We start from the raw sequence: 25409 nt of genomic DNA, 5'->3' as shown, positions 1-25409 counted from the left end.
AAATAAACGAAGGGCACACATAATAAATCATTGATCCTTATGTGTGCCCTTTAATATTTTACATTCAAGGGAAATATAGTGCCGGTTAAAGCGAAAGCATCTCTTTAAATTTAATCGACTGCCTTCTCGAAACTTCAACCTTCTTGCCATCTTTCATCTTCACAAGCAGACCACCGTTGAGCCAGGGCTCTATGTTCTCGATATATTTAAGATTGATGATATGCTTCCTGTTTGCCCGGAAAAAAGTGCGGCTGTCTAGTCTCTCATCGAGATAATTTAGAGTCTTCAGTATTAATGGCTTTTGATCCCTGAAAAACAGTCTTACATAATTGCCTTCCGACTCGAAAAGCCTGACTTCTTCAAGTTTCACAAACCAGCATCTGTCACCGTCTTTTACAAAAACCTGATCTTCAGCTTTCAACTGCTTGCTTGCATATCGGAGCTCAAGTTCTTCATCCTCTTTTTTCTCGAGCTTTATCTTCTTCAATGCCTCGGTCAGTCTTGCCGGATCTATCGGTTTAAGAAGATAATCGAGAGCGTTAAACTCAAATGCCTTAATTGCATATTCATCATAGGCAGTAGTGAAAATCACCCGGGGCGACCTGTCAAGCTCTTCCAAAAGGTCAAATCCGGTCTTCCCCGGCATCTGAATGTCAAGAAAAATGACATCAGGGTCGTGAGTCTTTATCTTTTCAACTGCTTCATCCACATTCGCGGCTTCATCGAGAATCTCCACTTCTGGATGCTCTGAAAGAAGTCGCCTTAACTCATTTCTCGCTAAACGCTCATCATCAACGATAATAGCTTTCATTTTCTATTCCTCCGGTTGGGATTTTTATTTCTGCTCTTACTTTTCCGTCACTTTCCGAAATGGTGAACGATGCCTTCTCTCCATAGAGGATAGAAAGGCGGTTCTTTGTGTTTGCCAAACCGAAACCTTTCGAGTCTGCCATCAATTTATCGTCAAGTGAACCGGAATTTAATATTATTAAAACAAGATCATCTTTTTCTTTGTAAGCCCTGATTTGTACTTCCCCGCCTTTGGGAAGTTTTGATACCCCGTGCTTAATGCCGTTCTCCACCAGCGTTTGTACCATCATCGGTGGTATCTCAACAAAATTGACAGAGGGATCAACTTCTATCAAGAATCTCAATCTCTCTTCATATCTTACCTGCTCAAGCGAAAGGTAGTCGTTAACGGTACGGATTTCATCTTCGAGGGGAACGGTCTCGCTCCTCTCTATATTAAGAGAATATCGAAAAATATTCGAAAGCTGTGTAATCGATTTTTTGGCTTTTTCAGGGTCTTCCTCTATCAAAGCCCTAATTCCGTTCATCGCATTGAACATGAAGTGGGGGTTCAACTGCGATTTCAAAGCCTTCAACTCAAAATCCTTCACGGCTGCTTCCCATATCAATCGCTCGATTTCAACTTTCTGGAAATTCTCGAAAAAATGAATCGCAAAATAGAGAATCGACCAGAGCAGCACTATTATCGAGAGATTGATCCAGTTTATCAAAATGTTGGGAAGTGTAAATAATTCCCGCACCGATTCCCCTGCGAGCAGGAAAAAAGCCATAACCAAAAGGAAAATGAGTATCGCCACCGTAATGGAGCCAAGGAAAACTCTGGGCGCCAGGGCTCTTGGTTCAAGTTCCGCCCAGCCATATATCCTGATTATCTCTCTGTAGATATGCGTAAACAGAATTCCCGATATAGTAAGAGTCGGAATTATGAGATAAAGAAACCGGTCGGTGGATTCGGAAATATTTCCGTCAGCGCGGGCTGAAAGTACAATCAGCAGATTCAGGAGGGAGTAACCGCCCCATCCCGATAATTGGGAGACCCAATAAACTTTCTGTCGACTGTCCTGCAGGAAGTTTCTCATTTTCAGCCGTTTATTGATATGTAAAATGCTTAATCTGCTCCCCTTTTATTCCAAGATCCGTCATCGCTTCTATCCCGAGTTCCAAATGCAATGCTGCAAACTTTCTCGTAACTTCCTTGTCCGACTCTTCGGTCTTAATTCCCTCAGGTAACATCGGTGTATCAGAGACCAAAAGCAGGGCACCTCTTGGAATCTGATTTACAAAACCAACCGTAAAAAGGGTGGCAGTCTCCATATCAATTGCAATGGCATTTATCTCCTGAAGATAATCCTTAAACTCTTCATCCCACTCCCACAGTCTTCTGTTGGTGGTGTAGATAACGCCGGTTCTGTATTCCAGATCCCGTTCTACAATTTTCTGAGAAACAAATTTGTGAAGCTTAAAGGAAGGAAGTGCCGGCACCTCAGGAAGTGCATAATCGTTGCTCGTTCCCTCTCCCCGGATGGCAGCTATCGGAAGAATAAAATGCCCAAGTTCTGTCGATCTTTTTAGTCCTCCACACTTCCCCAAAAAGAGAACTCCGGAAGGTTCAACAGCGCTTAGCAAATCCATCACAGTGGCTGCATTCGCCGAGCCGATACCAAAATTTATGATCGTCAACCCGTCGCTGTTTGTGGCGGTTTGCATCGGCTTTCCGATTCCCTCAATTTCACAATTAAACTTTTGTGCAAACGCCTCCACATAATTGTGAAAATTGGTCAGCAAAAAATATTTCCCAAACTTCTCAATCGGTGTGCCTGTGTATCTGGGAAGCCAGTTTTTCGCTATCTCTTTTTTAGTGATCATCAATCTGAAAGCCGGATAAATTTAAAAAATTTAATCTGATAAGTTAATATTTTTTTCATTGTCCACCATCTGCGTTCATTGATTCAGTCTGAATAAAAAAAGGCTGCCATTTTACAGACAGCCTCTTTCATCTACAACTTTCAGCTACCGGAAGAACTACATCTTTGCAGAGATCATTTCTTCGGGTCTTACAATTTTATCAAATTGCTCCTCTGTGAGGAGACCGAGCTCCAAAGCGGTTTCCTTGAGAGTTTTGTGTTCTTTATGAGCCTTTTTCGCAATTTTTGCAGCATTATCGTAGCCGATATGAGGATTTAACGAAGTGACAAGCATAAGAGAATTGTCTACATGCTTCTTTATGTTCACGCGGTTTGCTTCAATACCAACAACACAATGGTCGGTGAAGCTTTCGCAGGCATCGGCAATCAGCCTGACTGACTGAAGAACATTGTAAATTATCACAGGCTTGAATACATTGAGTTCAAAATTACCCGATGCACCGCCAAAATTGACCGCCACATCATTCCCGAAAACCTGTGCACACACCATTGTCATTGCCTCGGACTGTGTCGGATTAACTTTTCCCGGCATTATGGAACTACCGGGTTCATTCTCCGGAAGGTTCAACTCTCCGATACCCGATCTGGGGCCGCTTCCCAGCCATCTTACATCATTTGCTATCTTCATCAGCGATGCAGCGAGGGTTTTCAATACACCGTGAAGCTCGACCATGGCGTCATGTGCTGCGAGCGATTCAAATTTATTGGGTGCAGTTACAAAAGGAAGCCCTGTCAGTTCGGCAATCTTCGCAGCTCCTTTTACTGCAAATTCGGGGTGAGTATTTAACCCGGTACCAACAGCGGTGCCACCGAGAGCAAGTTCATAAACGAACGGAAGTGAATTATTGATCCTCTTTAGTCCGTTGGTCAACTGTTGAGCGTATCCGCTGAATTCCTGTCCGAGTGTCAGAGGTGTGGCATCCATCAGATGGGTTCTGCCAATTTTTATAACATCCTTGAATTCTTCAGATTTTGCTGCGAGTGCATCACGCAATTTGGTAATCATGGGAATGAGTTTTTCATTCACAGCCATTGCTGCTGCAATATGCATCGCAGTCGGAAATGTATCATTTGAGGATTGTGCTTTATTCACATCATCATTCGGATGGATCGGCTTTTTGCTTCCGATAACACCACCCGCAAGCTCAATTGCGCGGTTGGCGATAACTTCATTTACATTCATATTCGACTGTGTTCCGCTTCCCGTCTGCCAGACTACAAGGGGAAAATTCCCTTCGAGCTTGCCGTCGATTACTTCCTGAGCCGCTTCTGCGATAAGTGCAGTCTTCTCTTCACTCAAAAGACCAAGTTCTTTGTTTGTCAAAGCAGCAGCTTTTTTCAGAATGCCAAATGCTTTGATCAATTCAGCGGGCATTTTCTCTCCGCCGATCTTAAAATTCATTAAGGATCTTCCCGTTTGTGCTCCGTAATATTTGTCTGCGGGCACCTGAACCTCACCCATGGTGTCGGTTTCAATTCTATATTCCATTTCACCTCCGAAAAAAAAATATTTGTTTCAACTAAAATATAAGATGATAATCATGTGTCGAACAATTACCTCATTTTTTTCATTTTTTTTCAGAACTTTCTTCATTTTATCTAAATAATGTCTTATATTAAGACACTTAATTAATTGCCACTTTGCTTATTTCCATTATGCCAGCTAACGCGGAGAACTCCAAGATCAGCACTTCCCCAAAACCGGCTCTTACTCTTTTACTCGAGGTAAACGAGGATAAAGGTGCCAAGATTGTTTACAGCGAAGGAAAAGTCTCCCAAAGAGCAGAGGAGATAATCAACTCGCAGGCTGCATCCGTTAAAGACTTTAAATCCTTCTCGGCTCTGATTCAAAAACTGGAGAAAGAATTAAAATTCGCATCCTCACGAATCAATTCAGTCGACGATCTTAAAACTCCCGGTGCTGCTTTCTATGAAGTGGAATTCTCTGCGGTCACAGGACAATATTCCGGATCACAGTCCGGCACAAAAACTGCCGTACCTGGTGATTTACAACAGATGAATGTGGCACCCCGTCTCACCGGATTTTCGCGGACTCTCTCTTTCCATGTGGATACTCCAAATTCGCGAATAACGGAATTGACCGGTGATATCGACTGGTTCTTCTCTCCCGGTTTCAAACCTGAAAATATTTCCATAACCGCACTGATGAGAAAAGTGCACCCTGCTGACTTCCGACAATTCAAACTTAAATTAAGAGGTGCTCTACAGGGCGACACTTCTGCAATTAATTACCGGATTTACTCCGACGACCAGCAACTCAAGTATGTAAGGCATTTCGTTCATACCGTCTCTTCAGGAGGCAGGATTACCGGAATCTCAAACCTGATCGTTGATGTCACAGATGACAAGGAACTGATAGGTAAACTCCGAAGCTCCGAAGAAAAATTAAGAATACTCTTCGAAACCGCTGATGACCTTATTTTTGTCCTCGACCAGACGGGGGGTTTCTCCTCCGTAAATGCACTCGGGGCGCTCTCTCTTGAGTTTCTCCCCGAAGAAATGATCGGGAAGCATTTCATCTCTTTCATCGATGAACCGGAACGGAAAGTGATCGCGATTTCCTTCAAGGAACTGCTCAAAGCTTCCAAACTTGTCACCTTCGAGGCTGCATTCATCACTAAGTTCGGGAAAAGGCTCACTTTTGAAATTAATGCCCGCCCTGTTTACTCACAAAAAAACCGGTTCGACGGAATTGTAGGTATAGGTCGAAATGTAACATCCCGAATCCATGATCATGAGATGATGAATGACCTTAACAATAAGCTCATCGAAGCCAACCGGATTATCTCCATCGAGCGGGATCGTGTAAAACAAAGAATCTCCGTACTCGAAGAGCTGAATCATCTTAAAAGCGAGTTCGTCGCCAATATCTCACACGAGCTTAGAACACCGCTCGCTTCTATCATCGGTTTTTCTGAAACAATTGACTCTGATACCGATATGCCCGAATCAGTAAGAATTGACTTCAACAAAATCATTCTCACTGAATCGAAACGGCTTGCTGATCTGATAAACGATGTACTCGATATCTCAAAACTTGAGGGCGGGAAGGTCGTGCTCGATAAATCTGATTTTGATCCAATCGATCTCATTGCCGAGGCAGTGTCAGAGTTCAGAAAAAATGCCGATGAAAAATCCATCACCATTCTTGAGGAATATCCCGATGTTCCGGTGATAATAAATGCTGACAAAGAAAGATTGACACAGGTCTTCGAAAACATTATCAGTAATGCTGTAAAGTTTACTAATCCCGGCGGCAGAATCACAATCTTTGTCCGGTTAAGAAAAAATGAATTGGAAGCCATAATCAGTGATACAGGAATCGGGATTCCTAAAAAAGATTTACCTTATATCTTCCAAAAATTCTATAAGGTCTCGAGAACAGACAACTCTCTTCCTGGTTCAGGACTCGGACTTGCTCTCGTGAAGCAGATAATCGACCTGCACAAAGGATATATTAATCTTAAAAGTGAAGAAAACAACGGAACCACGGTAATCATCAAATTACAACTCAATCCTAAGAGGTATTCCAACAATGGATAAATTGATATTTGTTGTCGACGACCAGGCACCAATTCTAAGGTTGCTTACCTATTGGGTTAGCGAAAAATGGAATTACAAAGTAAAAACTTTTGATAATGCCGAAGAGATGCTCGCTTCACTTTCAATGAAACCTGATCTCATTCTCCTCGATATTATGCTCCCGGGAATCAGCGGAATTGAAGCCCTCGCTGAAGTGAAAAAATTTGATCCAAAACTTCCGGTTATTATACTTTCCGCACAAGGAAGAGTGGATGTGGCGCTCGAAGCCCTGAGGATTGGTGCATATGACTATTTCCCGAAGCCAATTGATACCCAAAGACTTGAACCTGCGATCAGAAATGCCCTCAAAAATTATGACCTCGAAAAAGAACTCGAGAAAGTCCGCGAAAATGTAACCCAGACCTACAGCTTCAGCAATATTATCTCTGCCGACGGCAAGATGCAGGATGTCTTCAAAATGGTCACTAAAGTCCTCGATAACGACATCACCGTGCTTATTCATGGTGAAAGCGGTACGGGAAAAGAGCTTATCGCCAAAGCCATTCATTACAACGGTATCAGAAAATCCTACCCTTTTGTGGTCGTAAACTGCGCTTCCATACCCCGTGATTTGATGGAAAGCGAACTCTTTGGTCACGAAAAAGGCTCGTTCACAGGCGCTCACCAAAGAAAAATGGGAAAATTTGAACTCGCAAACAAGGGTACCATTTTCCTCGATGAAGTTGGTGAAATGGACATCTCCCTCCAGTCAAAACTTCTTCGTGTTATTCAGCAGAAGGAATTCGAAAGAGTCGGCGGCACCGAAACCATCAAATGTGATGTCAGAATCATTTCCGCTACCAACCGTGATCTGAAACATGCAGTCGAAAACAAGGAATTCCGTGAAGACCTTTTCTACAGATTGAATTCATTCCCGATCAATCTTCCTCCGCTCAGAGCCAGAAAAGGGGATATTATCGTGCTTGCTGAGCATTTTCTGCAGCACTTCAATCGTAAGCTCGATAAAAAATGCCTCGGCTTTACCCCGAAGGCATTAAAACTACTTTTTGATTACGACTGGCCCGGCAATGTGAGGGAAATGGAAAACACCATCGAACGATGCCTCATCCTCACTGAAAATGATACTATTGATGTCGAAGACCTGCCTATGCATATCAGATCGGCTACACCCTCTGTCGAGGAGTCGAGCGTTGAGAAATTCCTGAATTCCCCTGTTGTGCTTCCCTTTGAAAAAATAAAGGAGGAAGCAATCAGACATGCCCTCAAAGTGACAAAAGGGAATATATTAGAAGCAGCAAAAAAATTGAAATTGGGAAGAGCTACTATCTACCGCCTCATGAGCAGATACAGAATCAATCCCGAACAACCCTGAAACAATTAAATAAAGGAGTTATAAATGAACTTTAAAGTCGAAAAAAATGGTGATGTGGTCGTTGTTGCTGTTGCACTTCAGAGAGCAACATTGAACGAAGCTGAAGAATTTAAAAAAATACTACTCGGTCAGATCGACCTTGGAAGCAAAAAATTAATCGTCGACCTCTCGGTTTGTGAATTTATCGATTCAACATTCCTTGGCGCCCTCGTGGTTACACTTAAAAAAATCACTCAGCATCACGGCGACCTTAAACTCGTTGGATTTCAACCCGCAGTCCAGTCGATGTTTGAATTAACCAGAATGTATAGAATTTTTGAAGCTTTCAATAACACACCGGATGCCATAAAGAGCTTCAACTGATATAATGCCTGAACCTGAGAAAACCTTTAAAGCCAGAATTCTCCTGGTCGATGACGATGCTTCCCTCTCCAGACTGTTTCAGTACAGCCTGAACAAGGAAGGATTCGACTGCCAGACCGCCTCCAATGGCCTTGAAGGTTTCCACAAAGCCAGGCAGATTTTGCCTGATCTCATCATCTCAGATATCATGATGCCGAACCTGAACGGGTTTGAGTTCAGAAAACTGGTGCTCGAAGATCCGCTGGTGCAGAAAATTCCGTTCATTTTTCTGACCGCAAAGTCAGGGGAAGATGATATCCTTGAAGGATATGATCTCGGAATTTCCGACTATGTCGTGAAAACCTCCGGTCCCAAGGTTCTGGTGGCAAAAGTTAATGCTCTTTTGAAAGACCTGGAAAAAGAGAGAGAAAAAGCCGTCTCTGAAATTCACAAGGCAGCCGACAATATAAGTCTGAAAGTGGTGCCTGACTCCCCTCCCGAAATTGAGGGCTACTCTCTCGCACACTGGCATCAACCCTTTGGTGGTGTTCCCGGAGGTGATTTCATAGACTACTTCGATGTGGACAGCGAAAAAACCGTCCTCATACTCGGCGATGTCATGGGTAAGAAGTGGGGTGCCTGGTATTTTGCCGTCGCCTATGCAGGCTACATCAGAAGTGCAGTCCGTGTCATTTTACAGAATTCCAAGGAGCTTTCTGCCAGTTCAATTCTGCGGGAAGTAAATCTTTCAATTTATCATGATAACAAGATATCAGATGTATTTGCCACTCTGTCAATAGTTCTGCTTAATAAAAAAACCGGCATCGTAAACTACTCAGGTGCCGGTGATCTTCCTTTGGTCTGGTACAATTCCACTAAAAGAGAGGCTAAGTTTCTTCAGTGTAACGGCCTGCTACTCGGATTTGCAGAAAATGGGGAGTATGATGAAACCTCTGTTACCCTTTCTCCCGGCGATTCTGTTTTCCTATATACCGACGGCATAACAGAGGCGAGCGATCCTACGGGAATCCAGTTTGGCAAGGAGAACCTCATCAAACTTATTGAACTTATGCCTGCCCATCTTGATCCGGTTACATTTATTAAAAACAGAATGAATGAATATACCAACATGAAATTCGATGATGATGTCAGTGTCATCGCCTTGAAAAAGATTTAAGGGTTTCACCATTTTGCAGTTTTTCTATCACTCCTGTCCATATTTTTAATTACACATTTTACTAATTTTTTTGGTTTACGGCCCAATGAAAAAAATTTTCACCCTCTGTATCTTTCTTCTTACCCTGACCTCCCTCAACCACTCCCAGGAAATATACAAGAAAGTTAAAATATTCCCAAACGATCTTAAACAGGATATCGAACTTCTGAGAAGTCATCATGTAATCATTGATGAAGCTTTTATGGGAAAAGACAACTCAATTTCTGTTTTTCTCTCTGCAAAAGATGTGGAAAATCTCCAAAAATCAGGTGTCCGCTACGAGATACTTATAGATGACTGGAATGAATATTATAAAAATCTTCCCGTGCTTACTGAAGAGGAAAAACTCCAGGTAAGGCAGTCGAGTAAAGAAACCTGGGGAGTCGAAGGACTCGGATATGGTTCGATGGGTGGATATTACACCTATGCTGAAATAAATGCCCAGCTTGATACGATGAGAGCAAGATTCCCAAATCTCATCACTGTAAAGTCAAGCATCGGTACCACAGGACAGGGAAGACAGATATATGCGGTAAAAATTTCAGATAATCCTGATGCGACAGAAAATGAACCAAGAGCTCTCTATACCGCTCTGACTCACGCAAGAGAGCCTGCCGGTATGATGAGTGTTATTTACTATATGTATTATCTCCTCGAAAACTACAACACCAACCCTTCGGTAAAATATCTTGTTGATAACCGTGAAATCTGGTTTATCCCGTGTATTAACCCCGACGGATATGAGTATAACAGATCAACCAACCCTTCAGGCGGTGGTCAGTGGCGGAAAAACAGAAGTCTGAACAGCGGCTCCTATGGTGTTGATCTCAACAGAAATTTTGGTCCTTACACCTACTGGAATTCACCAAACGGCGGGTCGAGCACAACCCCCTCCGATATCGACTACAGGGGTCCCTCAGAGTTTTCAGAACTTGAGACACAGGGATACAGAAACTTCGTTATCGGTAAAAACTTCAGGACAGCCCTGAATTATCATACCTACAGCAATCTGCTCATATATCCCTACGGCTGCTGGACTTATCTTGCTCCCGACTCCGCAATTTTCAAAGAGTTCGCCGCAGACATCGTTGCAATGAATGGCTATTCACCCGGAACCGCATGGCAGCTTCTTTATCCTGTTAGGGGAAGTTCCGACGATTTTCTTTACGATGGTGACATCGAAAACAACGGCAAAATCTTCGCAATGACCCCCGAAGTTGGCGGTGACGCTGATGGATTCTGGCCCCCTCAGTCAAGAATTTTCCCTCTCGCCATCGAGAACCTTAAGCCAAATCTTTATTATACCTGGGTTGCAGGTGACTTCGTTAGCCTCTCAAATTACCAGATGAACAAACAGTATGTTTCACCCGGCGACCAGGTTGAGATGACCGTTACAATGAAAAACAAGGGACTCTCAGGGGCTGATAATCTCACCGTCACTCTTGAACCTGTATCCGGATTTGTTTCTGTCGGTAACGGTACAATAAATATTCCCACCATCCCCTCACGAGGCACATTCACAACTTCAACTCCTCTTTCGTTTGCGGTTTCACCCTTTGCGCCCGTTGATACCCTTTGTAAACTGAGACTTGTCACTTCGAAAAATGGTGTGACCATGGGAATTGATACAATTGGTTTTGTTACGGGTGTACCTCAATTCGTATTTAATGATACTACGAATAACCCGTTAACTCTCTGGACGATAACAGCTACACCATCCACCCCAAAATGGGAAGCCACTACAACAGCTTTTAATTCCGCTCCTGTTTCATATACAGATTCAAAAACCGGGAATTATGCAAGTAATGCTACCGTGACGATTGCAACAACAAATCAAATCAATCTGACCGGTTATGCCAATCCCAAACTCTCCTTCTTTACGAAGTGGGATATTGAAACTCAATGGGACTGTGGTGTTGTGATGATTTCGACTGATAACGGCACCACCTGGTCTGCTCTTGCAGGATCATTGTCAAAACCGGCATCGGGAAGCGGTAAGCAGGTTCCTGTCGGCATGCCAATCTATGACGGAACTACATCCAACTGGAAAAGGGAAGAAATAAATCTTTCAGCCTATGCCAACAAGTCAGTTAAAATAAAATTTGAGCTCAGGACAGATGGTTCTCTGGTGAAAGATGGCTGGTATATCGATGATATCGGTATCTATGTGTTCTCTGCTCTTCCGGTGGAACTTGCCGCTTTCACGGCTGTAAAGGAGGGTGAATTCGTCAACCTGAAGTGGACAACCGCTTCCGAACTCAATAACAAGGGTTTTGAAGTGCAACGGTCTGTCGATGGCTCAGTCTGGATCAACGCAGGTTTTGTCACCGGAGCAGGTACCAAAGAATCGCCTTCGGAATATTCCTTCTCTGACAGAATTACGGCTTCAGGCTTAATCTCCTACAGATTGAAACAGACTGATTTCGACGGAACATACAAATTTTTCGGTCCTGTCGAAGTGGAGTCGGATGTGGCTCGATCATTCTCTTTGCAGCAAAATTTCCCCAACCCGTTCAATCCTGAAACAGTGATTTCCTACAGTACAGCGGTTGAGGGGATGGTTACCATTAGTGTATATGATATTCTCGGGAAAAAGGTTGCAACTTTGGTGAATGAATCACAGAAGGCAGGAAATCATCAGGTTAGTTTTAAACCTGTGGATCTCGTATCGGGAATCTATTTCTACGAAATGGTTACTCCGGGATTTTCAAAAAAGCTTAAAATGCTCTATTTGAAATAACCGCAGCATCTTTTGAAGAGAAGAAGTGATTTATCTGTGAATTGAATTACTTCTTCTCTTCCTTTCTGGACATATACTTCCACGAATCTTCCAAAACCTTAAATCCGTATTTCGCATACAATCCGTGTGCATCCCTGGTGGCAAGCATAAATCTGCACCCTTTTATCCCCGGGTATGCCAGAATAAACTCCATCAGTAATTTTGACAGTCCCTTCCCCCGATGCTCCTCAAGAACGAATACATCCGCCAGATATGCGAATCTTGCAAAATCAGTTACTACCCGCGAAAAACCAACCATCTCATCATGGAAAAATATACTGAAGCAAAGAGAATTTTTAATGGCTCTTATGGAAGTCTCCGGTGGTATGTCACTTGCCCAGTAACTCCTCTTTAAATACTGGATAACTGTCGCGTAATCCACCTTCTCACTGTCGGTGGTAAAAGTATATTCTCCGAAAGATTTTTCCCGTACCATAAAGCTAACCTTCCTTTATTCTTGCCACGGTCTTTGGATCATTCAATTCTCTTTTTGCATCCAGTGCAATCCAGTTCAGTTTTTCGCCGTCAGAAAGTATCCTCTCACATGTGATGAGAGCGTGTTGCCTGAGTGTTTTGTTCTTCTTTCCAATCTGCCTGATCGCCCAGTTTACAGCCTTTTTTACAAAATTTCTTTTATCACTTGCTCCTTCATAGAGGTCGTCAAGCCAGTCGATAAAAAGTGAGTTTGGCAGCTTTTTACCATGGACTGCCAGCACTGCCATAAGAACAAAACCCTGCCGGCGTCTGAATTCCTCGTCACTTCCGATCCACTCATTTACTTTCTGAATTACCCAGTCACACTTTCGAAAAAGGTAGATGGCTGCCCCGTCGGTCAAATCCCAGGAAAGCATCTCGGGCATCCACTCCTCGGCGTCATCGACAGTGAATTTTTTAGGATCTGCAATCATAAATGAAAGAATTCTCGCATCATGGTTTCCGGTTCTCCAAAGGGCGAGTGACAATTCATGATCTTTTTTTATCTTTTTTGCAATCGACTTTATTCTGGGAAGCGGGACACCGAAGGAAGAGACCGCCCTGATGCCAAACCTTGCTCTTCCTTCTCTAACATCTTCCCTGCCAAAAGCCTCCAGCTCAGAAAGTACTTCTTCTGTTGTCATTTTCTTCTGTGATTGTCAAATTTATCGAAAAGACCCCCATAGAGGAGATCGGTTGCCTGTGCCCCGGTAAGCAAATCATGCGGGAAACCCGGCTCTATCGCGGTAAGATTGTCAAGTTCCTTCATAAATTCCGCAGGGATCTCAAAATCAAGACAGCCAAGACTGTCAACAATCTGCTCTTCTTTTCTGGCTCCGATGACCGGAATAATTCTGTAGCGGTTTTGCCTGTGCCAGTTCATCGCCACCTGGGTCGCTGATACCCCAAGTTTACCGGCTATTTCCACGACTTTTCTTGTGATCTCATTACTTTTATCACTTCTCCTTACGCTTCCGGATTTTATTCTCCCCTCCGCACCCGGGTCCTGAAGATATTTGCCTGAAAGTACTCCACCGGCAATGGGAGCCCATGAAGTGCAGGTGATGTCATATTGCTCACACATCGGTAAAAGGTCTCTTTCGGCATCCCTCTTCAGCAGATTATACTCGGCTTGAAGTGCAACAAACTGTGACCATCCCTTCAACTCAGCCATCACCTGTGCGGCTGATACCACCCAGGCAGGTGTATCTGAAATTGCGATATAAGTCACTTTCCCCATCCTCACCAGATCATCCAAACCCCGTAACACTTCATCCATTGGAGTGGTGAAATCCCACATGTGGACATATAAAATGTCGATATAGTCAGTTGCGAGCCTCTTCAGACTTCCTTCAACAGACCGGAACATGTTTTTCCTGCTGTTGCCGGCATCATTCAAATCCCCTCTTTTGGTATACAGGCTGTATTTGGTGGCAACCACGAATTTGTCCCGTTCACTTCCCATGAATTCAGCAAGATATTTCTCACTCGTCCCCTCGGTATATCTGTTCGCAGTATCGATAAAATTGCCTCCTGCCTCTGCAAATCTGTCAAAAACCTTCCTGCTTTCCGCCTCATCGGCTCCCGATCCCCACTCTGTGCCAAATGACATGGCACCCAGACATAACTCTGAAACCTTTACACCGGATCTTCCCAGCAATTTGTATCTCATCTTCTTTTTCTCTCAAATATTTATTAAAAAATCTGTGAAATATACAAAAGTTTACGAACAGGTTTGTAACGGGGGAGAAAAATCTCCATTCTCCTGCTTTCACAACTTAAAAGGTTATATTTGGTTTCAGTTTTATTTATTCTATACAGGTTTTTCCATGAAGCAGACATTTGCTTTAGTTTTGTTATTTATTGCTGTTTCCACTAATTTGATGGCTCAGAACCCCGTCCGCGTTAAGATAAACGAGGTTATGGCCTCCAACACAAATACAATACGCGACCCCCAGTTTAATGAATTCGGCGACTGGGTCGAACTCTACAACCCTGACTCGATCGCTGTTGACATCTCGGGATATTTCCTGACCGACATTTTCAGCGAACCACAGAAGTGGCAGTTACCCGCTTCAGGTGTTATAATCCCCGCAAACGGATTTCTAATTATCTGGTGCGATGATCATAATACCGGACTGCATGCCAATTTTAAACTGACCGCGAGCGGCGAAATGGTGGGGCTCTTCGGACCCAATTCTTTAATAATCGATACGATGCGTTTTGGAACTCAAACGAGTGATATCTCTTATGGCAGATTTCCCGATGGTGAAAACAACTGGTACACTTTTTATCCCGCAACCCCCGGCACTATAAATTTTGAATCAAACATAACAGCGCGCTGCCCCGATCCGGAATTTACTCTTACAGGTGGTTTTTTCCCCTCACCGGTAGATGTCTCATTATCAACCTCAATGGCCGGAAGTGAAATCAGGTACACAACTGATGGCTCCGAACCAAAAGCAAATTCGCGGCTTTACTCTTCTCCGGTTCATCTCGACTCAACGACCGTTATTAGAGCAAAGACTTTCAAACTGCAAAGCCTCCCTTCAAAGACGATAACCAATACATATTTTATTAATGTAACCACAGATCTCCCTGTTTTTTCCCTCTCAACCGACCCGGCAAATTTCTTCAGCGATACGGCCGGTATCTATGTACAGGGAACCAACGGCATTACCGGTTACTGCTCCTCAGGACCCAGAAACTGGAATCAGGATTGGGAACGCCCTGTCTCCCTTGAGTTTTACGAGACTGATAAATCACGAGCTTTCAAAGTGAATGCCGGTGTTAAAATTTACGGCGGCTGTACACGGCTTTATCCCGAAAAATCGCTTGCAGTCTACATGAGAGATAAATACGGCGATTCAAAAATTCGTTATAAAGTGTTCAAAGATTCATATCTCTATGAATTTAATAATCTGGTTCTTAGAAATGCGGGACAGGACTGGTACCGGACAATGGTAAGAGAGGGGATGATCTCCTCGCTCATCAAAGGTAAGATGAATATCGATCAGCAGGAATACCGGCCATCCATTCTCTTTATTAATGGCAGATATTGGGGAATCCATAATATCCGGGAAAAACTAAACGAACATTATATAGAATATCACTATAATGTGCAGGAAGCCGATCTCGATCTGATTGAGTATTCTAAAGTGGCGGATGTAAGCACGGGTGATTCCGTTGCATATTATGAAATGTACAACTTCCTGAAAAACAACGATCTTGCTCTCCCTGCGAACTATGATCATGCAAAATCGATCATCGATATCGACTCTTTTATCGATTATAATGTGGCAGAGATATTTGGTGCAAACGGTGACTGGCCTGCAAACAATGTGAAATTGTGGCGTGAACGAAAACCCGGTGCGAAGTGGAGATGGCTCCTCTATGACCTCGATTATTGCTACAACGGCAATTCTCAGGGGATGTATAACACCAATACTTTGAGATATGCACTCGATACAACAAATACCATTTCCACAAATCCTCCATGGGCTACGCTCATCTTCAGACGCCTGATGATGAACCCGGAATTCAAAAATGAGTTCATTCAGCGGATGGCTGCTCACATAAGTACAACTTTTGAAACTTCCCGTTCATTGTCGGTTCTCGACAGCATTCGTGGTTTGCTGGTGAACGAAATGCCAAAACACAAGGTTCGCTGGCCCAATTCCATCTCTTTCGGCGCAACCTGGGATGTTCAGATTGACCTGATACGGGAATTTATAACTCTCAGACCGGGATCGATGCGGCAGTTCTTTTATGACAGATTTGGACTCCCCGGCTCTTTTTCAGTTCATCTTACTTCGAATGATTCAACAGCCGGAAGTGTAATTGCCCATACCGTACCGATGAAGTGGAATGCCAAACCTGTCTTCTTTAAAGGGGTTCCACTCAAATTGAGAGCCTTGCCAAATGCAGGCTACCGCTTTGTAAGATGGGAAGGATTTGTAAGCGGAACCGGTGAAAAGATTGAGATACTTCCGACAGCGAATATAACTCTTAAAGCAATTTTTGAGCCCTGGACACCTGCCGATTCACAACTGGTGATAAATGAGATAAATTATAAAAGTAACTCACTTTACGATACAGGTGACTGGATTGAGATATTCAACCCCTCAAGGCAGGCTGTTAATCTTTCCGGCTACAAGGTAAAAGACTCGGGTGAGGGAAATGAATTCATCCTTCCGGAGGGTTCAATAGTCCCGCCGGCTGGTTATCTCACCGTTTGTGAGGATTCTGTAAAATTTAAGTTTTTCCACCCTTCGGCAGCGAATTATAAAGGAAATTTCCCTTTCGGCCTTTCGAGTGATGGTGAGACTGTCTTCCTTTTGGATCCGTTCGACAATCTGGTCGACAGCGTTAAGTACGGAATTTCAGACCCGTGGGACCCCAAAGCGAACGGCGACGGTTATTCTCTCGCACTGGTAAATCCGACTCTCGACAACACCCTCGCCTCATCGTGGAGAACGGGTAAAAGACTCGGGACCCCTTCTGCTCAGAATGATGTATACACAGGTATATTGAAAACTTCTGATATCCCCTCCGATTTTAGCCTTAGTCAGAATTTCCCCAATCCATTCAACCCGGAAACCAAAATTCTTGTTACACTTCCCGGGAAAAGTGAATTGAAGTTGAAAATTTTTGATGTGCTTGGAAACGAGGTAAGTATTCTGGCGAACGGTGAATTTGATGCAGGAAGTTATGAATTTATTTTCGATGCCACCGGGTTGCCCAGTGGCATCTACTTCTATCAAATGTCTGCAGGAAGGTTTAACTCTGTAAAGAAAATGGTTGTCCTCAAATAAGAGGGCAACCTGCTCAGAGAGTCAGGTTTCCCGTCGCCTTGTCGCATGCGGCAATCAGTGTCTGACGGGTGAATGGCTTTGAAATGTAGTCGTCACACCCTGCCTTCAGGAATATCTCCCTGTCGCCCACCATTGCATATGCTGTAACTGCAATTACCGGGACATCCTTGTATTCAGGCATCTTTTTTAGTTCATCGAGAACCTGAAATCCCGTGACTCCTTTCCCGAGATTAATATCCAAAAGAACCAATGAATACCTGTTCTTTTTTATCATCTCCAGGGCTTCCTGGATTGTGCCCGCTGAATCCACATTATAATTATCTTTCAGGAAAGCTCTTGAAACATCAATTGTAACTTCGTCATCATCAATGATAATGACATTCTCTTTTTCCCTCATGGCAGCAACACTCGCTCCTTTTTTTGGTGAACTTACTGTGTTATCTTTATCTGTTATTATCGTCTCCCCGATCGCTCTGTCGATCGGAAGTTTGAAAGTAAATATGGAACCGAAGCCCAACCTGCTTGAGACAGAGACGGTTCCGCCCATAATGTTTATAAATTTCTTTGTAAGCGACAAACCAAGCCCTGAGCCCTCATAACCGCGTCCCCAGCCCTCACTCGCCTGCCTGAACTCATCCCATATCAGAGTCTGATCCTTCTCTGAAATACCAATGCCGGTGTCCGTGACCTGTACTGTCAGCCATTTTCGACCCTCCGACTCCTCTTCGCCTGCAAATATTTCCACCTCACCCTTGTGAGTAAATTTAATGGCATTATCCACCAGATTACTCAAAATCTGGTCGAACAACCTGGCATCCACCTGACACATCAACTCTGATTGATCCGTTTTCATCCCTATTCTCAAGCCTTTGTTCCTTGCAGCGGCTTCGTAACGGTGAACAACCTCCTGAACCAACCCGTTTATATTTAAAACAGTATAATTCAGCTCTGTTTTCCCCGACTCAATTCTTGAAAGATCAAGGATAAGATTCAGGGTTTGCATTAATCTGGTGGCTGAATGAAAAATTATCGAACCTATGTGCCTCGACTCCTCGCTGAATTCGGGCTCCATCATCATTTCGGAATATCCGATTATCCCGATCATCGGGGTTCTGAGCTCATGACTCATGTTGGCAAGGAAGCTGGATTTCAGCCTGTTGGCTTCCTCTGCCTTTTCCTTTGCCTCTATCAACTCCGTCTCTGTCTTTTTCCTTTCTGTAAGGTCCTGTGCCAGCCCGATGACTGCATCCTGATCATAGAAGGTTCCTTTATAAAATTTGAGAAGCTTCGGAAAAACATCCCCATTGCTTCGGATACCCCAAAACTCCAGTTCCTGGGGTTCTCCTGCAAATGTTTTGTTCAATTTCTCTTTGAGCAATGCAAGGTCATTCTGTCCCGGTGCCGAAAGGAAATCGAGTTTTTTTCCGATCAACTCTTCCCGCGGGTAACCATACATTTTTGAGGCACCTCTGTTCACATCGAGAAAATCTCCATCGATCTTTTGCACAAAAATTGCTTCATCTACTGTATCAAAAAGTCCCCTGAAACTCTTCTCCCTTTCCGCAAGCGCTTTTAAAGTAAGATTGTGTTTCTCTCCCGCAATCAACATCCAACCGAGAAGCATTTCGCCAACAGGATAAATGAGAAGTACCGGAATTCCTATTTTTGCAATGGTCGACATTCTGGTGGCATCAGGCAACAATATCGTGCATGCCATCATACCGATGTGAACGAGAAGCCCGAACAGATACAACTCGCTCAGAGAAAGCCTGATGAGACTGTCTTTTCTTACCTGCCTCCATATTAATCCGATGGTTCCTGTCACGATTACGACTGCCACCCCCATGTTTGCACCATCGCCACCCATACTTATTCTATACAGGGCAAGCATTACCATTCCGATTATGGTGGGAATCGTGCCAAAAAACAATCCTGCAATCGAAATCAACACTGAACGGGTATCAAAAACAACTCCTTCAGACAGTACCCAGGGCGTTCCCATAAGTGCAATCCCAATAGCACCCGTGAATATTCCTACAAGTATTTGTTTGAAATACCTGTTCGAAATAAAACTCAACCCCCGGATTAAATTATAAATTAAACCGAGAGCTACGAGCAGGGCTGTATTTTGAACCAATCCAAGGAAAATGGAATTTCCCATTAATTATGTTCCGGCTGCATGAAAGGGTGCTTTCCTGACAAAATTGTTCGCAAAAAACTTATCGTCCCTTGCGGAATATACTAAATTATTTAAATATTATTCCAGGTTAACAGGATTTACAATGATATTTTAGAGTTGAGAATATCTGCCAGAATTGGTTTTAAGCCTGAAAAGAAAAATTCCACTGCAATAACCATGACAATAAGTCCCATCAATCTCATCAAAACATTGTTACCGGTCTCACCGAGTAGATTTATGATTTTCGAAGAACTCAATAAAATAATCCAGGTAAGAAGGAGTACAAGGACAATCACCAGCACGAGTACTGCTTTCATCTCTATCGTAACCGCCTGTTCCATTAGAACGATAGAGGTTGTAATAGCTCCGGGACCTGTAATCATGGGTATGGCAAGCGGTGTAATTGAAATGTCGTTAACATAGCTTCGAATTTCAGATTCTTTTATTTTCACCGTAACCAGGCGGGCTTGAAGCATGTCCATCCCCATCATAAAGAATATGACACCTCCCACCACTCTGAAACTGTTTACCGATATTCCGAAAAATTTAAACAACAACTGCCCTGAAAATGCAAAAAGCAACAATGTTATCAATGCTGCTATCGACGCCTTCTTTGCCGTCCTCGCCCTGTTTTTCTCATCAAGCGAGGCTGTCATTGTCATAAAGACAGGCATCGTAGCCACCGGATTTATCAGAGTAAAAAATGCCACAAAACTAAGTATTCCAAATTGAATCAGTTCGTTCATGCTTATGTAAATTTGTTATAAAACAAGCCAAATATAAGCATAAAACAATTAGAAGAGACAGTCAACTGCCCTTACTACCGCCTCTGTTGAAAACAGGAAATTATTATTCATTTTGAGTATAAAAAAATGCCCTCTGCGGAATTGATTATTTTCAGTTTTTTGTGTAAATTGAAATCGTATTTAATAGTAATATGCCATTCCCCATTAATTATTGAACTTATGAAACTTTTCTATTTTCCGGCATTAGCGCTAACACTGATTATGTTGTCAGGATGCGATTTTCCCTTCCCGAAAGAGGAGAAAACCACTCTCCCCAAGGGGCTTGATGCACATACTGAAAAACTGGGAACGGCCTTTCACAAACCGGGCTTCAAAGACCCGTTCTCACCCGTTTCAGGATGCAGCAGCGGCTCGTGCCATCAATCCAATCTTAAGGGAGGAGCCGCTTTTATCGAAGGAAAAGACAGAATTGCACCATCATGTTACCAATGCCATGGAGAAGAATGGAATGAAGATTAAGCTTTTTTATTTTATTTTTCTCATTGTGATGTTGCTGGTTATGGCAGGATGTACCACCGTGAAGCCTTGGGAAAAAGGACTTTTGGGTGACCCGATTATGATGATTGATTCAAATCCCCTCGAGAAGGGAATTTTTGAACATCATCTCGACTATCGCGAAGGATCTGTCGGTGGCACGGGAGCACAGAGTGGAGGATGCGGTTGTGGTTAGATCTTTAATTATCTTTCTGATTCTGGTAACTCTCTCATTTGGTCAGAATCTGCCCGAAAACGAGTTGCAAGTCAATCTGAACGGTTATTTCGACAACTTTGGAGTAGTCGTCGCCTATCCCGTTATTTCTGTTACAAAACAAATTGGAGCCACCACTTCAATTAATGGACGGTATCTCGTCGACATGATCTCGGCCGCATCAATGAAAAGTCTTTTCAGAGTGGATGGTGTCACCTCTGCTTCCAAAAGAACCGAGGGTGAAGGCAAATTCCCCGACGAAATAAGACACGAATTTACGGGTGGAGTCACTCAGCTTTTTGGCGAGGTAAAAGCCTCGTTGAATGCAATCTATTCCACCGAGCATGATTACTATTCCAGAACCATTGCGGCCGACATTTCACTCCCTTTTGCATTAAAAAACACTATAATATCTTTGGGTGTTGTAAAGAGTTGGGATATTGTCGCTCCTGACAACAGAGACTGGCAAAAGGATAAAAATGTTATTTCCCTCAGTGCAGGACTTACTCAAAATATTTCACCCGCATGGGTAATGCAAATGAACCTGTGGTATTCAAACAATACCGGTTTCCTGAATGATGCCTATCAGGTGGTTGCCATTAATGAACTGGGCAGGGTGCGATTTTACTCCCCTGCTTATCCCGATTCAAGAGACCGACGGGCTGCAAGTCTGCGAACAGTCTTTTCTCTCGATGAACTCTCGTCACTGCAACTGGGTTACAGATATTACTGGGACACATGGGATATTTCTTCGAATACTGCGAATGTCCTTTATCAAAGACACCTGAGTAAAAATATAAGAGCGGCTCTTGGATGGCGAATCTACAATCAGACCAAGGCATATTTTTTCCTGCCTGAATATTCGGGACCCGTTGAACTTATGGCTGTCGATTCAAAACTGAATGAATCAGTGAGTAATGAGTTTGAGTTGAGCTTTAAATTTGCAAGTGATGTCTTTAAGAACACACCTTTGCTCAACTCGATTATGAAAGAAACAGCAGAACTTTCGGTCGGACTCAATTTTTATATGAGGAATACTCTAACGCCCGACTGGCACAGCCGCTACAGAATGCTCTATGCATATATTTTCACACTCGGTTATAAATACAATTTTTAATTTCGGAGCATCATATTCATGAAAAGAAGAGATTTTATCAAAACGGGAGCATTAATGGCGGGAGCATTATCCCTCCCTTCGATTGCAAAAAGCTTCACACCGGCGGAGCTTGTGACAGGATCATCCCTCGCCATTATTACAAATGACGCCGATGCTGCAGCAGCTCTTGCTCAGTCATTCTTCGCAAAAACCGGAGCATCTGAAAGACTGAAGTACGAGGAATTCGACCTCGCAGGAGAGTTTCTTGGTGATATCGTTTTCATCGACAAGGGAAAACTTGTCAACTTCCGTTCGGAGCATGATCAGAAATCGGGACTCCTGGCGGAAATATCATCCAAACTCGGCTTGCCTGCAAAATTGACAAATCCAAAATTTGTAAGATTTCTCTCTGTTGCCGATACTTCAGACGAAAATAAATCGATCCGGATTTTTAGCAACAATTCCCTCGTTAAAGAAATTAAACTAAACAACGAACTTGTCACATTCAGCGTGGAAGGTGCACAAGGGACTTCAGAGTTTCAACTCTCCAAAGCCGGTATTAAAGTTGTCGGTGCCCCCTGTGGTCACAAAACATGTATGAAACTGGGATCCGCCTCAATCGCCGGAGAATCCCTGATCTGCATTCCCAACCGGGTAAGAGCCGTTGTTTACGGAGCACAGAGCAGTCTGTTTGATGCCATTTCGCATTAGTTTTTTATTGTGGCTGGGAGCATGCTCCCTGCTGGCTCAGGACACGACCCTTCTTTACGAGGTGAATGCCTCAAAGAATCTTATCGGAACTGTCGTGGATGTTAAGGTGTTCGCGGGTGACATCCAGAAGGCTAAAAAAACTTTGTATCTCGCTTTCCGCGAAATCGAAAGAATCGATTCACTTCTTGCCTGGCAGATTCCCGCATCTGAAATATCCAAAATTAACGAAGCTGCCGGGAAAGCTCCCGCCAAAATATCGTTTGAAACCTTCTCCATTTTGAAACGCTCAGCTCAATATTCTGAACTTTCCTCAGGCATTTTTGATGTCACAATAGGACCTCTCACACAACTCTGGGGTTTTAACGGAGACGATGAACCTTCAGATGTTCCACCGGCAAACAAGATTGACTCCTGCAAACAGCTTGTCAATTTCAGGAACCTTTCACTCAATGAAAAAGATACCACAGCATTTTTGCAGTTCAAAGGTATGTCGATTGACCTTGGTGGTATCGGGAAAGGGTACGCCATCGACAGAGCATCCGACATATTAAAAAAGTACGGCTTTACCTCTTTCCTTTTTAATGCCGGCGGTGATATCCTGGTATCGGGGATGAAAAATGAAAATCAGAAGTGGGTTATCGGAATCAAGCATCCGCGCGATGAGGGGAAACTAATTGGCAGTGTAGAGCTTGCTGACCTTGCCATCGCGACAAGTGGCGACTATGAAAGATATTTTGAGAAAAACGGTGTCAGGTATCATCATATCATTGACCCTCGAACCGGATATCCCGCTACCGGGAGCACCAGTGTTTCTGTAGTGGCAGAGTCTTCAGAAAAATCCGATGCCCTGGCTACAATTCTTTTCATCACCCAGGGGGACACATCATCTTCTGCACCCGATTATCTCATCATCGATTCTAATCTGGTCAGACACTTCTCTCCAAAATTCAAATCTAAATACTCCTTCGTACAGAATTGACATAAAAAAAAGCCCTGACTTTCGTCAGAGCTTTTCTTTTGCTGCCCCGCCAGGGGTCGAACCTGGGCTCTCCTGATCCAGAGTCAGGCGTGTTGCCAATTACACCACAGGGCAATAATTTCAAATTGAGACTGTAAATATACGGATATCAGATTTAATTTACAAAATCAAAAAAAAAGAGGTTGCTCAAATGAACAACCTCTTTAATCTTTTTAGTCAGGAATTTTAATCAAATCTCCATCTTGCACCAAGTGATACCGACACTCTTTTTGCTTTTGAAGGGCTGAAGAGGTACTGGAAATCGTAGGTTGCACCATCAAAGTATATTTTCCATATTTTGAATCCTCCACCGAACGACCAGCTTGCAATCGTACCACCGCCTACCGAGAATCCTGTCCTGAACCATGGTAGCCAGCTTGCTTTTGGATTCCACTCCATTCCCATCGACCATCTCATTGCAGTACTGTTTCCGGGTTGATCATTGAATCCAAAATTAAAATCTGAAGCGAATAACCAGTCACCACTGCTGCCACCAGTTTTGAAGGCGGTTCCAAACCTCAATGCTCCGGGTAACGCGGTCGAAAATTCACCGGTCGATCTTGCTTTACCTTTAAGAACATTAACTAGTGAATCTCTCTGTTTTTGATCGAGAAGATCATTCAGGAAGACTCCACCTTCGGCTTTAAACTCGGCAGTCTTCTGTGTCCAGTTTATCGAACCAATATCAGTAATCGCCAAACCGATTGACCATTTATCATTGATCTGAGCTGCAAACCCAAGATCGATTCCAAATCCGGTTCCTCCCGGTGAGGGGAACGGGAAGAAATTCTTCCCTTTTTGTATATCAGTTGAATCAAAGTCATACTTGATACCAAAATCAGGCGAGAATGCAGAGATTGCTCTGTAGTCACCGGTTCCGGTTAGCTGATTATTCGCATCGAAACTGAAACTGGTCCTGATGTAATCAATAGCGGCATAGCCGTATCCGTGTACCAGATTCATTGTAATGCCTGCAGAGACCTGTTTCCAGTTGAATAGCTTAAAGTCTCTGGCATATGTCAAACCATACTTTCTCATCCAGTTGGCACCGAACTTCGTACCACCAAAATCATATGACTGATTTTGAAGATTACCTTCCAGAGCAAGTTTGGCAAATGTTTCCGGAATTACGGCTTTGGAATAGAATTGATCGGTAATGTTGAATCCGAAAGCACCTATCGAAGGACCCGCATTGTATGTAGCAGAAAACATGGTGAATGAAGCACCCACAATCATACTGCTCTCATCTTTGAACAATTCTCTGAACCTGAGTTCATCGTCATTAGTAAGATATCTGCCGGTTGTTTTTCCGGAGGCGTCAGTAGTTCCACCAAAGAAATAATTGTAGTCGTCGAGGGTCATGAAATCGAACCCCGCTCTTATATTGATGGGTCCAATTACGGAGAACTCAAATGTTTTTGGCTCACTCCATGTTATTAGTGCAGGGTTGGCACCCAATGCATATACACCACGGGAAGTTACAGTCATGGTTTTTCCCATTGCGGTGGCAACAGGATCAGAACTGCTGGCTATGCCCCCTCCGTTCTGCGCAGAAATTAAAGAAGAGAAAATCACCAATGCCAATACTGAATATTTAAAAGTTTTCATAGTGTTA

Annotated in this window: 21 protein-coding genes and 1 tRNA gene; 11 read left to right on the top strand and 11 right to left on the bottom strand. The window is 43.4% G+C overall.

What is annotated here, in order from left to right; all coding sequences use genetic code 11:
• Positions 1-85: 85 nt before the first annotated feature.
• From J0L60_05940 to fumC, 4 genes are all read right to left on the bottom strand, one after another.
• Complete coding sequence (locus J0L60_05940; GenBank protein ID MBN8545662.1) at positions 86-811, bottom strand: response regulator; 726 nt, start codon at positions 809-811, stop codon at positions 86-88.
• Positions 792-1889, bottom strand: coding sequence for a histidine kinase (locus J0L60_05935; GenBank protein ID MBN8545661.1), 1098 nt, complete (start codon positions 1887-1889; stop codon positions 792-794). The genes J0L60_05940 and J0L60_05935 overlap by 20 nt, the downstream gene beginning before the upstream one ends.
• A 10-nt stretch (positions 1890-1899) precedes the next feature.
• Positions 1900-2676: an AMP nucleosidase gene (locus J0L60_05930; protein MBN8545660.1), complete on the bottom strand. Its 777-nt coding sequence runs from the start codon at positions 2674-2676 to the stop codon at positions 1900-1902.
• Positions 2677-2832: 156 nt separating this feature from the next.
• On the bottom strand, positions 2833-4224 hold the full coding sequence (gene fumC / locus J0L60_05925; GenBank protein MBN8545659.1) for a class II fumarate hydratase: 1392 nt from the start codon (positions 4222-4224) through the stop codon (positions 2833-2835).
• Positions 4225-4391: 167 nt separating this feature from the next.
• Between fumC and J0L60_05920 the strand changes: the two genes are divergently transcribed.
• The 5 genes from J0L60_05920 to J0L60_05900 all read left to right on the top strand — a co-directional run bounded on the left by J0L60_05920 (position 4392) and on the right by J0L60_05900 (position 11969).
• Positions 4392-6299, top strand: coding sequence for a PAS domain S-box protein (locus J0L60_05920; protein MBN8545658.1), 1908 nt, complete (start codon positions 4392-4394; stop codon positions 6297-6299).
• Positions 6292-7671: a sigma-54-dependent Fis family transcriptional regulator gene (locus tag J0L60_05915; protein MBN8545657.1), complete on the top strand. Its 1380-nt coding sequence runs from the start codon at positions 6292-6294 to the stop codon at positions 7669-7671. Before J0L60_05920 ends, J0L60_05915 begins: the two co-directional genes overlap by 8 nt.
• A 24-nt stretch (positions 7672-7695) precedes the next feature.
• On the top strand, positions 7696-8034 hold the full coding sequence (locus J0L60_05910; GenBank protein ID MBN8545656.1) for an STAS domain-containing protein: 339 nt from the start codon (positions 7696-7698) through the stop codon (positions 8032-8034).
• Between the two features lie 4 nt (positions 8035-8038).
• Positions 8039-9190: a SpoIIE family protein phosphatase gene (locus tag J0L60_05905; GenBank protein ID MBN8545655.1), complete on the top strand. Its 1152-nt coding sequence runs from the start codon at positions 8039-8041 to the stop codon at positions 9188-9190.
• A gap of 85 nt (positions 9191-9275) precedes the next feature.
• Positions 9276-11969, top strand: coding sequence for an immune inhibitor A (locus J0L60_05900; GenBank protein MBN8545654.1), 2694 nt, complete (start codon positions 9276-9278; stop codon positions 11967-11969).
• Between the two features lie 46 nt (positions 11970-12015).
• Here J0L60_05900 and J0L60_05895 read toward each other — a convergent pair whose 3' ends face one another.
• From J0L60_05895 to J0L60_05885, 3 genes are read right to left on the bottom strand one after another with little or no spacing between them, the layout of a single operon-like run.
• On the bottom strand, positions 12016-12444 hold the full coding sequence (locus J0L60_05895; GenBank protein ID MBN8545653.1) for a GNAT family N-acetyltransferase: 429 nt from the start codon (positions 12442-12444) through the stop codon (positions 12016-12018).
• A gap of 4 nt (positions 12445-12448) precedes the next feature.
• Positions 12449-13126, bottom strand: a complete 678-nt coding sequence (locus J0L60_05890; protein MBN8545652.1) for a DNA alkylation repair protein — start codon at positions 13124-13126, stop codon at positions 12449-12451.
• Positions 13123-14154 carry an aldo/keto reductase gene (locus J0L60_05885; GenBank protein ID MBN8545651.1) on the bottom strand — a complete coding sequence of 344 codons (1032 nt, stop codon included), beginning with the start codon at positions 14152-14154 and terminating at the stop codon, positions 13123-13125. Before J0L60_05885 ends, J0L60_05890 begins: the two co-directional genes overlap by 4 nt.
• Positions 14155-14311: 157 nt before the next feature.
• Between J0L60_05885 and J0L60_05880 the strand changes: the two genes are divergently transcribed.
• Positions 14312-17296 carry a CotH kinase family protein gene (locus J0L60_05880; GenBank protein MBN8545650.1) on the top strand — a complete coding sequence of 995 codons (2985 nt, stop codon included), beginning with the start codon at positions 14312-14314 and terminating at the stop codon, positions 17294-17296.
• 13 nt (positions 17297-17309) lie between these two features.
• Here J0L60_05880 and J0L60_05875 read toward each other — a convergent pair whose 3' ends face one another.
• Positions 17310-19457, bottom strand: a complete 2148-nt coding sequence (locus tag J0L60_05875; protein MBN8545649.1) for a response regulator — start codon at positions 19455-19457, stop codon at positions 17310-17312.
• 116 nt (positions 19458-19573) lie between these two features.
• Positions 19574-20221, bottom strand: coding sequence for an NAAT family transporter (locus J0L60_05870; protein MBN8545648.1), 648 nt, complete (start codon positions 20219-20221; stop codon positions 19574-19576).
• A gap of 219 nt (positions 20222-20440) precedes the next feature.
• Here J0L60_05870 and J0L60_05865 point away from each other — a divergent pair, with 219 nt between their 5' ends.
• Genes J0L60_05865 through J0L60_05845 form a run of 5 tightly spaced genes read left to right on the top strand, consistent with a single transcriptional unit; the run spans position 20441 to position 23755 of the window.
• Positions 20441-20740, top strand: a complete 300-nt coding sequence (locus J0L60_05865) for a hypothetical protein (protein ID MBN8545647.1) — start codon at positions 20441-20443, stop codon at positions 20738-20740.
• Positions 20736-20951: a DUF4266 domain-containing protein gene (locus tag J0L60_05860; protein MBN8545646.1), complete on the top strand. Its 216-nt coding sequence runs from the start codon at positions 20736-20738 to the stop codon at positions 20949-20951. The genes J0L60_05865 and J0L60_05860 overlap by 5 nt, the downstream gene beginning before the upstream one ends.
• Positions 20875-22086, top strand: a complete 1212-nt coding sequence (locus J0L60_05855; protein MBN8545645.1) for a DUF3570 domain-containing protein — start codon at positions 20875-20877, stop codon at positions 22084-22086. The genes J0L60_05860 and J0L60_05855 overlap by 77 nt, the downstream gene beginning before the upstream one ends.
• Positions 22087-22104: 18 nt before the next feature.
• A complete protein-coding gene (locus J0L60_05850; protein MBN8545644.1) occupies positions 22105-22776 on the top strand; it encodes a NusG domain II-containing protein in 672 nt (223 codons plus the stop codon).
• Entirely contained in the window at positions 22760-23755 is a 996-nt protein-coding gene (locus tag J0L60_05845) for an FAD:protein FMN transferase (GenBank protein MBN8545643.1), read from the top strand. The genes J0L60_05850 and J0L60_05845 overlap by 17 nt, the downstream gene beginning before the upstream one ends.
• Positions 23756-23796: 41 nt before the next feature.
• Here J0L60_05845 and J0L60_05840 read toward each other — a convergent pair.
• A tRNA-Gln gene (locus tag J0L60_05840) sits at positions 23797-23869 on the bottom strand.
• 111 nt (positions 23870-23980) lie between these two features.
• Positions 23981-25402 (bottom strand): hypothetical protein, encoded by a 1422-nt coding sequence (locus tag J0L60_05835; GenBank protein ID MBN8545642.1) that lies wholly within the window; start codon positions 25400-25402, stop codon positions 23981-23983.
• Positions 25403-25409: the final 7 nt, after the last annotated feature.

The organism is Ignavibacteria bacterium, from assembly GCA_017302895.1.
In the GTDB taxonomy this organism is placed as follows: domain Bacteria; phylum Bacteroidota; class Ignavibacteria; order Ignavibacteriales; family Ignavibacteriaceae; genus UTCHB3.
This window is presented reverse-complemented; position numbering and strand designations above follow the sequence as displayed.

Coding starts and splice junctions, on each gene's coding strand:
- J0L60_05940 (MBN8545662.1), bottom strand. CDS start 811: ATGAAAGCTATTATCGTTGATGATGAGCGTTTAGCGAGAAATGAGTTA.
- J0L60_05935 (MBN8545661.1), bottom strand. CDS start 1,889: ATGAGAAACTTCCTGCAGGACAGTCGACAGAAAGTTTATTGGGTCTCC.
- J0L60_05930 (MBN8545660.1), bottom strand. CDS start 2,676: ATGATCACTAAAAAAGAGATAGCGAAAAACTGGCTTCCCAGATACACA.
- fumC (MBN8545659.1), bottom strand. CDS start 4,224: ATGGAATATAGAATTGAAACCGACACCATGGGTGAGGTTCAGGTGCCC.
- J0L60_05920 (MBN8545658.1), top strand. CDS start 4,392: ATGCCAGCTAACGCGGAGAACTCCAAGATCAGCACTTCCCCAAAACCG.
- J0L60_05915 (MBN8545657.1), top strand. CDS start 6,292: ATGGATAAATTGATATTTGTTGTCGACGACCAGGCACCAATTCTAAGG.
- J0L60_05910 (MBN8545656.1), top strand. CDS start 7,696: ATGAACTTTAAAGTCGAAAAAAATGGTGATGTGGTCGTTGTTGCTGTT.
- J0L60_05905 (MBN8545655.1), top strand. CDS start 8,039: ATGCCTGAACCTGAGAAAACCTTTAAAGCCAGAATTCTCCTGGTCGAT.
- J0L60_05900 (MBN8545654.1), top strand. CDS start 9,276: ATGAAAAAAATTTTCACCCTCTGTATCTTTCTTCTTACCCTGACCTCC.
- J0L60_05895 (MBN8545653.1), bottom strand. CDS start 12,444: ATGGTACGGGAAAAATCTTTCGGAGAATATACTTTTACCACCGACAGT.
- J0L60_05890 (MBN8545652.1), bottom strand. CDS start 13,126: ATGACAACAGAAGAAGTACTTTCTGAGCTGGAGGCTTTTGGCAGGGAA.
- J0L60_05885 (MBN8545651.1), bottom strand. CDS start 14,154: ATGAGATACAAATTGCTGGGAAGATCCGGTGTAAAGGTTTCAGAGTTA.
- J0L60_05880 (MBN8545650.1), top strand. CDS start 14,312: ATGAAGCAGACATTTGCTTTAGTTTTGTTATTTATTGCTGTTTCCACT.
- J0L60_05875 (MBN8545649.1), bottom strand. CDS start 19,457: ATGGGAAATTCCATTTTCCTTGGATTGGTTCAAAATACAGCCCTGCTC.
- J0L60_05870 (MBN8545648.1), bottom strand. CDS start 20,221: ATGAACGAACTGATTCAATTTGGAATACTTAGTTTTGTGGCATTTTTT.
- J0L60_05865 (MBN8545647.1), top strand. CDS start 20,441: ATGAAACTTTTCTATTTTCCGGCATTAGCGCTAACACTGATTATGTTG.
- J0L60_05850 (MBN8545644.1), top strand. CDS start 22,105: ATGAAAAGAAGAGATTTTATCAAAACGGGAGCATTAATGGCGGGAGCA.
- J0L60_05845 (MBN8545643.1), top strand. CDS start 22,760: ATGCCATTTCGCATTAGTTTTTTATTGTGGCTGGGAGCATGCTCCCTG.
- J0L60_05835 (MBN8545642.1), bottom strand. CDS start 25,402: ATGAAAACTTTTAAATATTCAGTATTGGCATTGGTGATTTTCTCTTCT.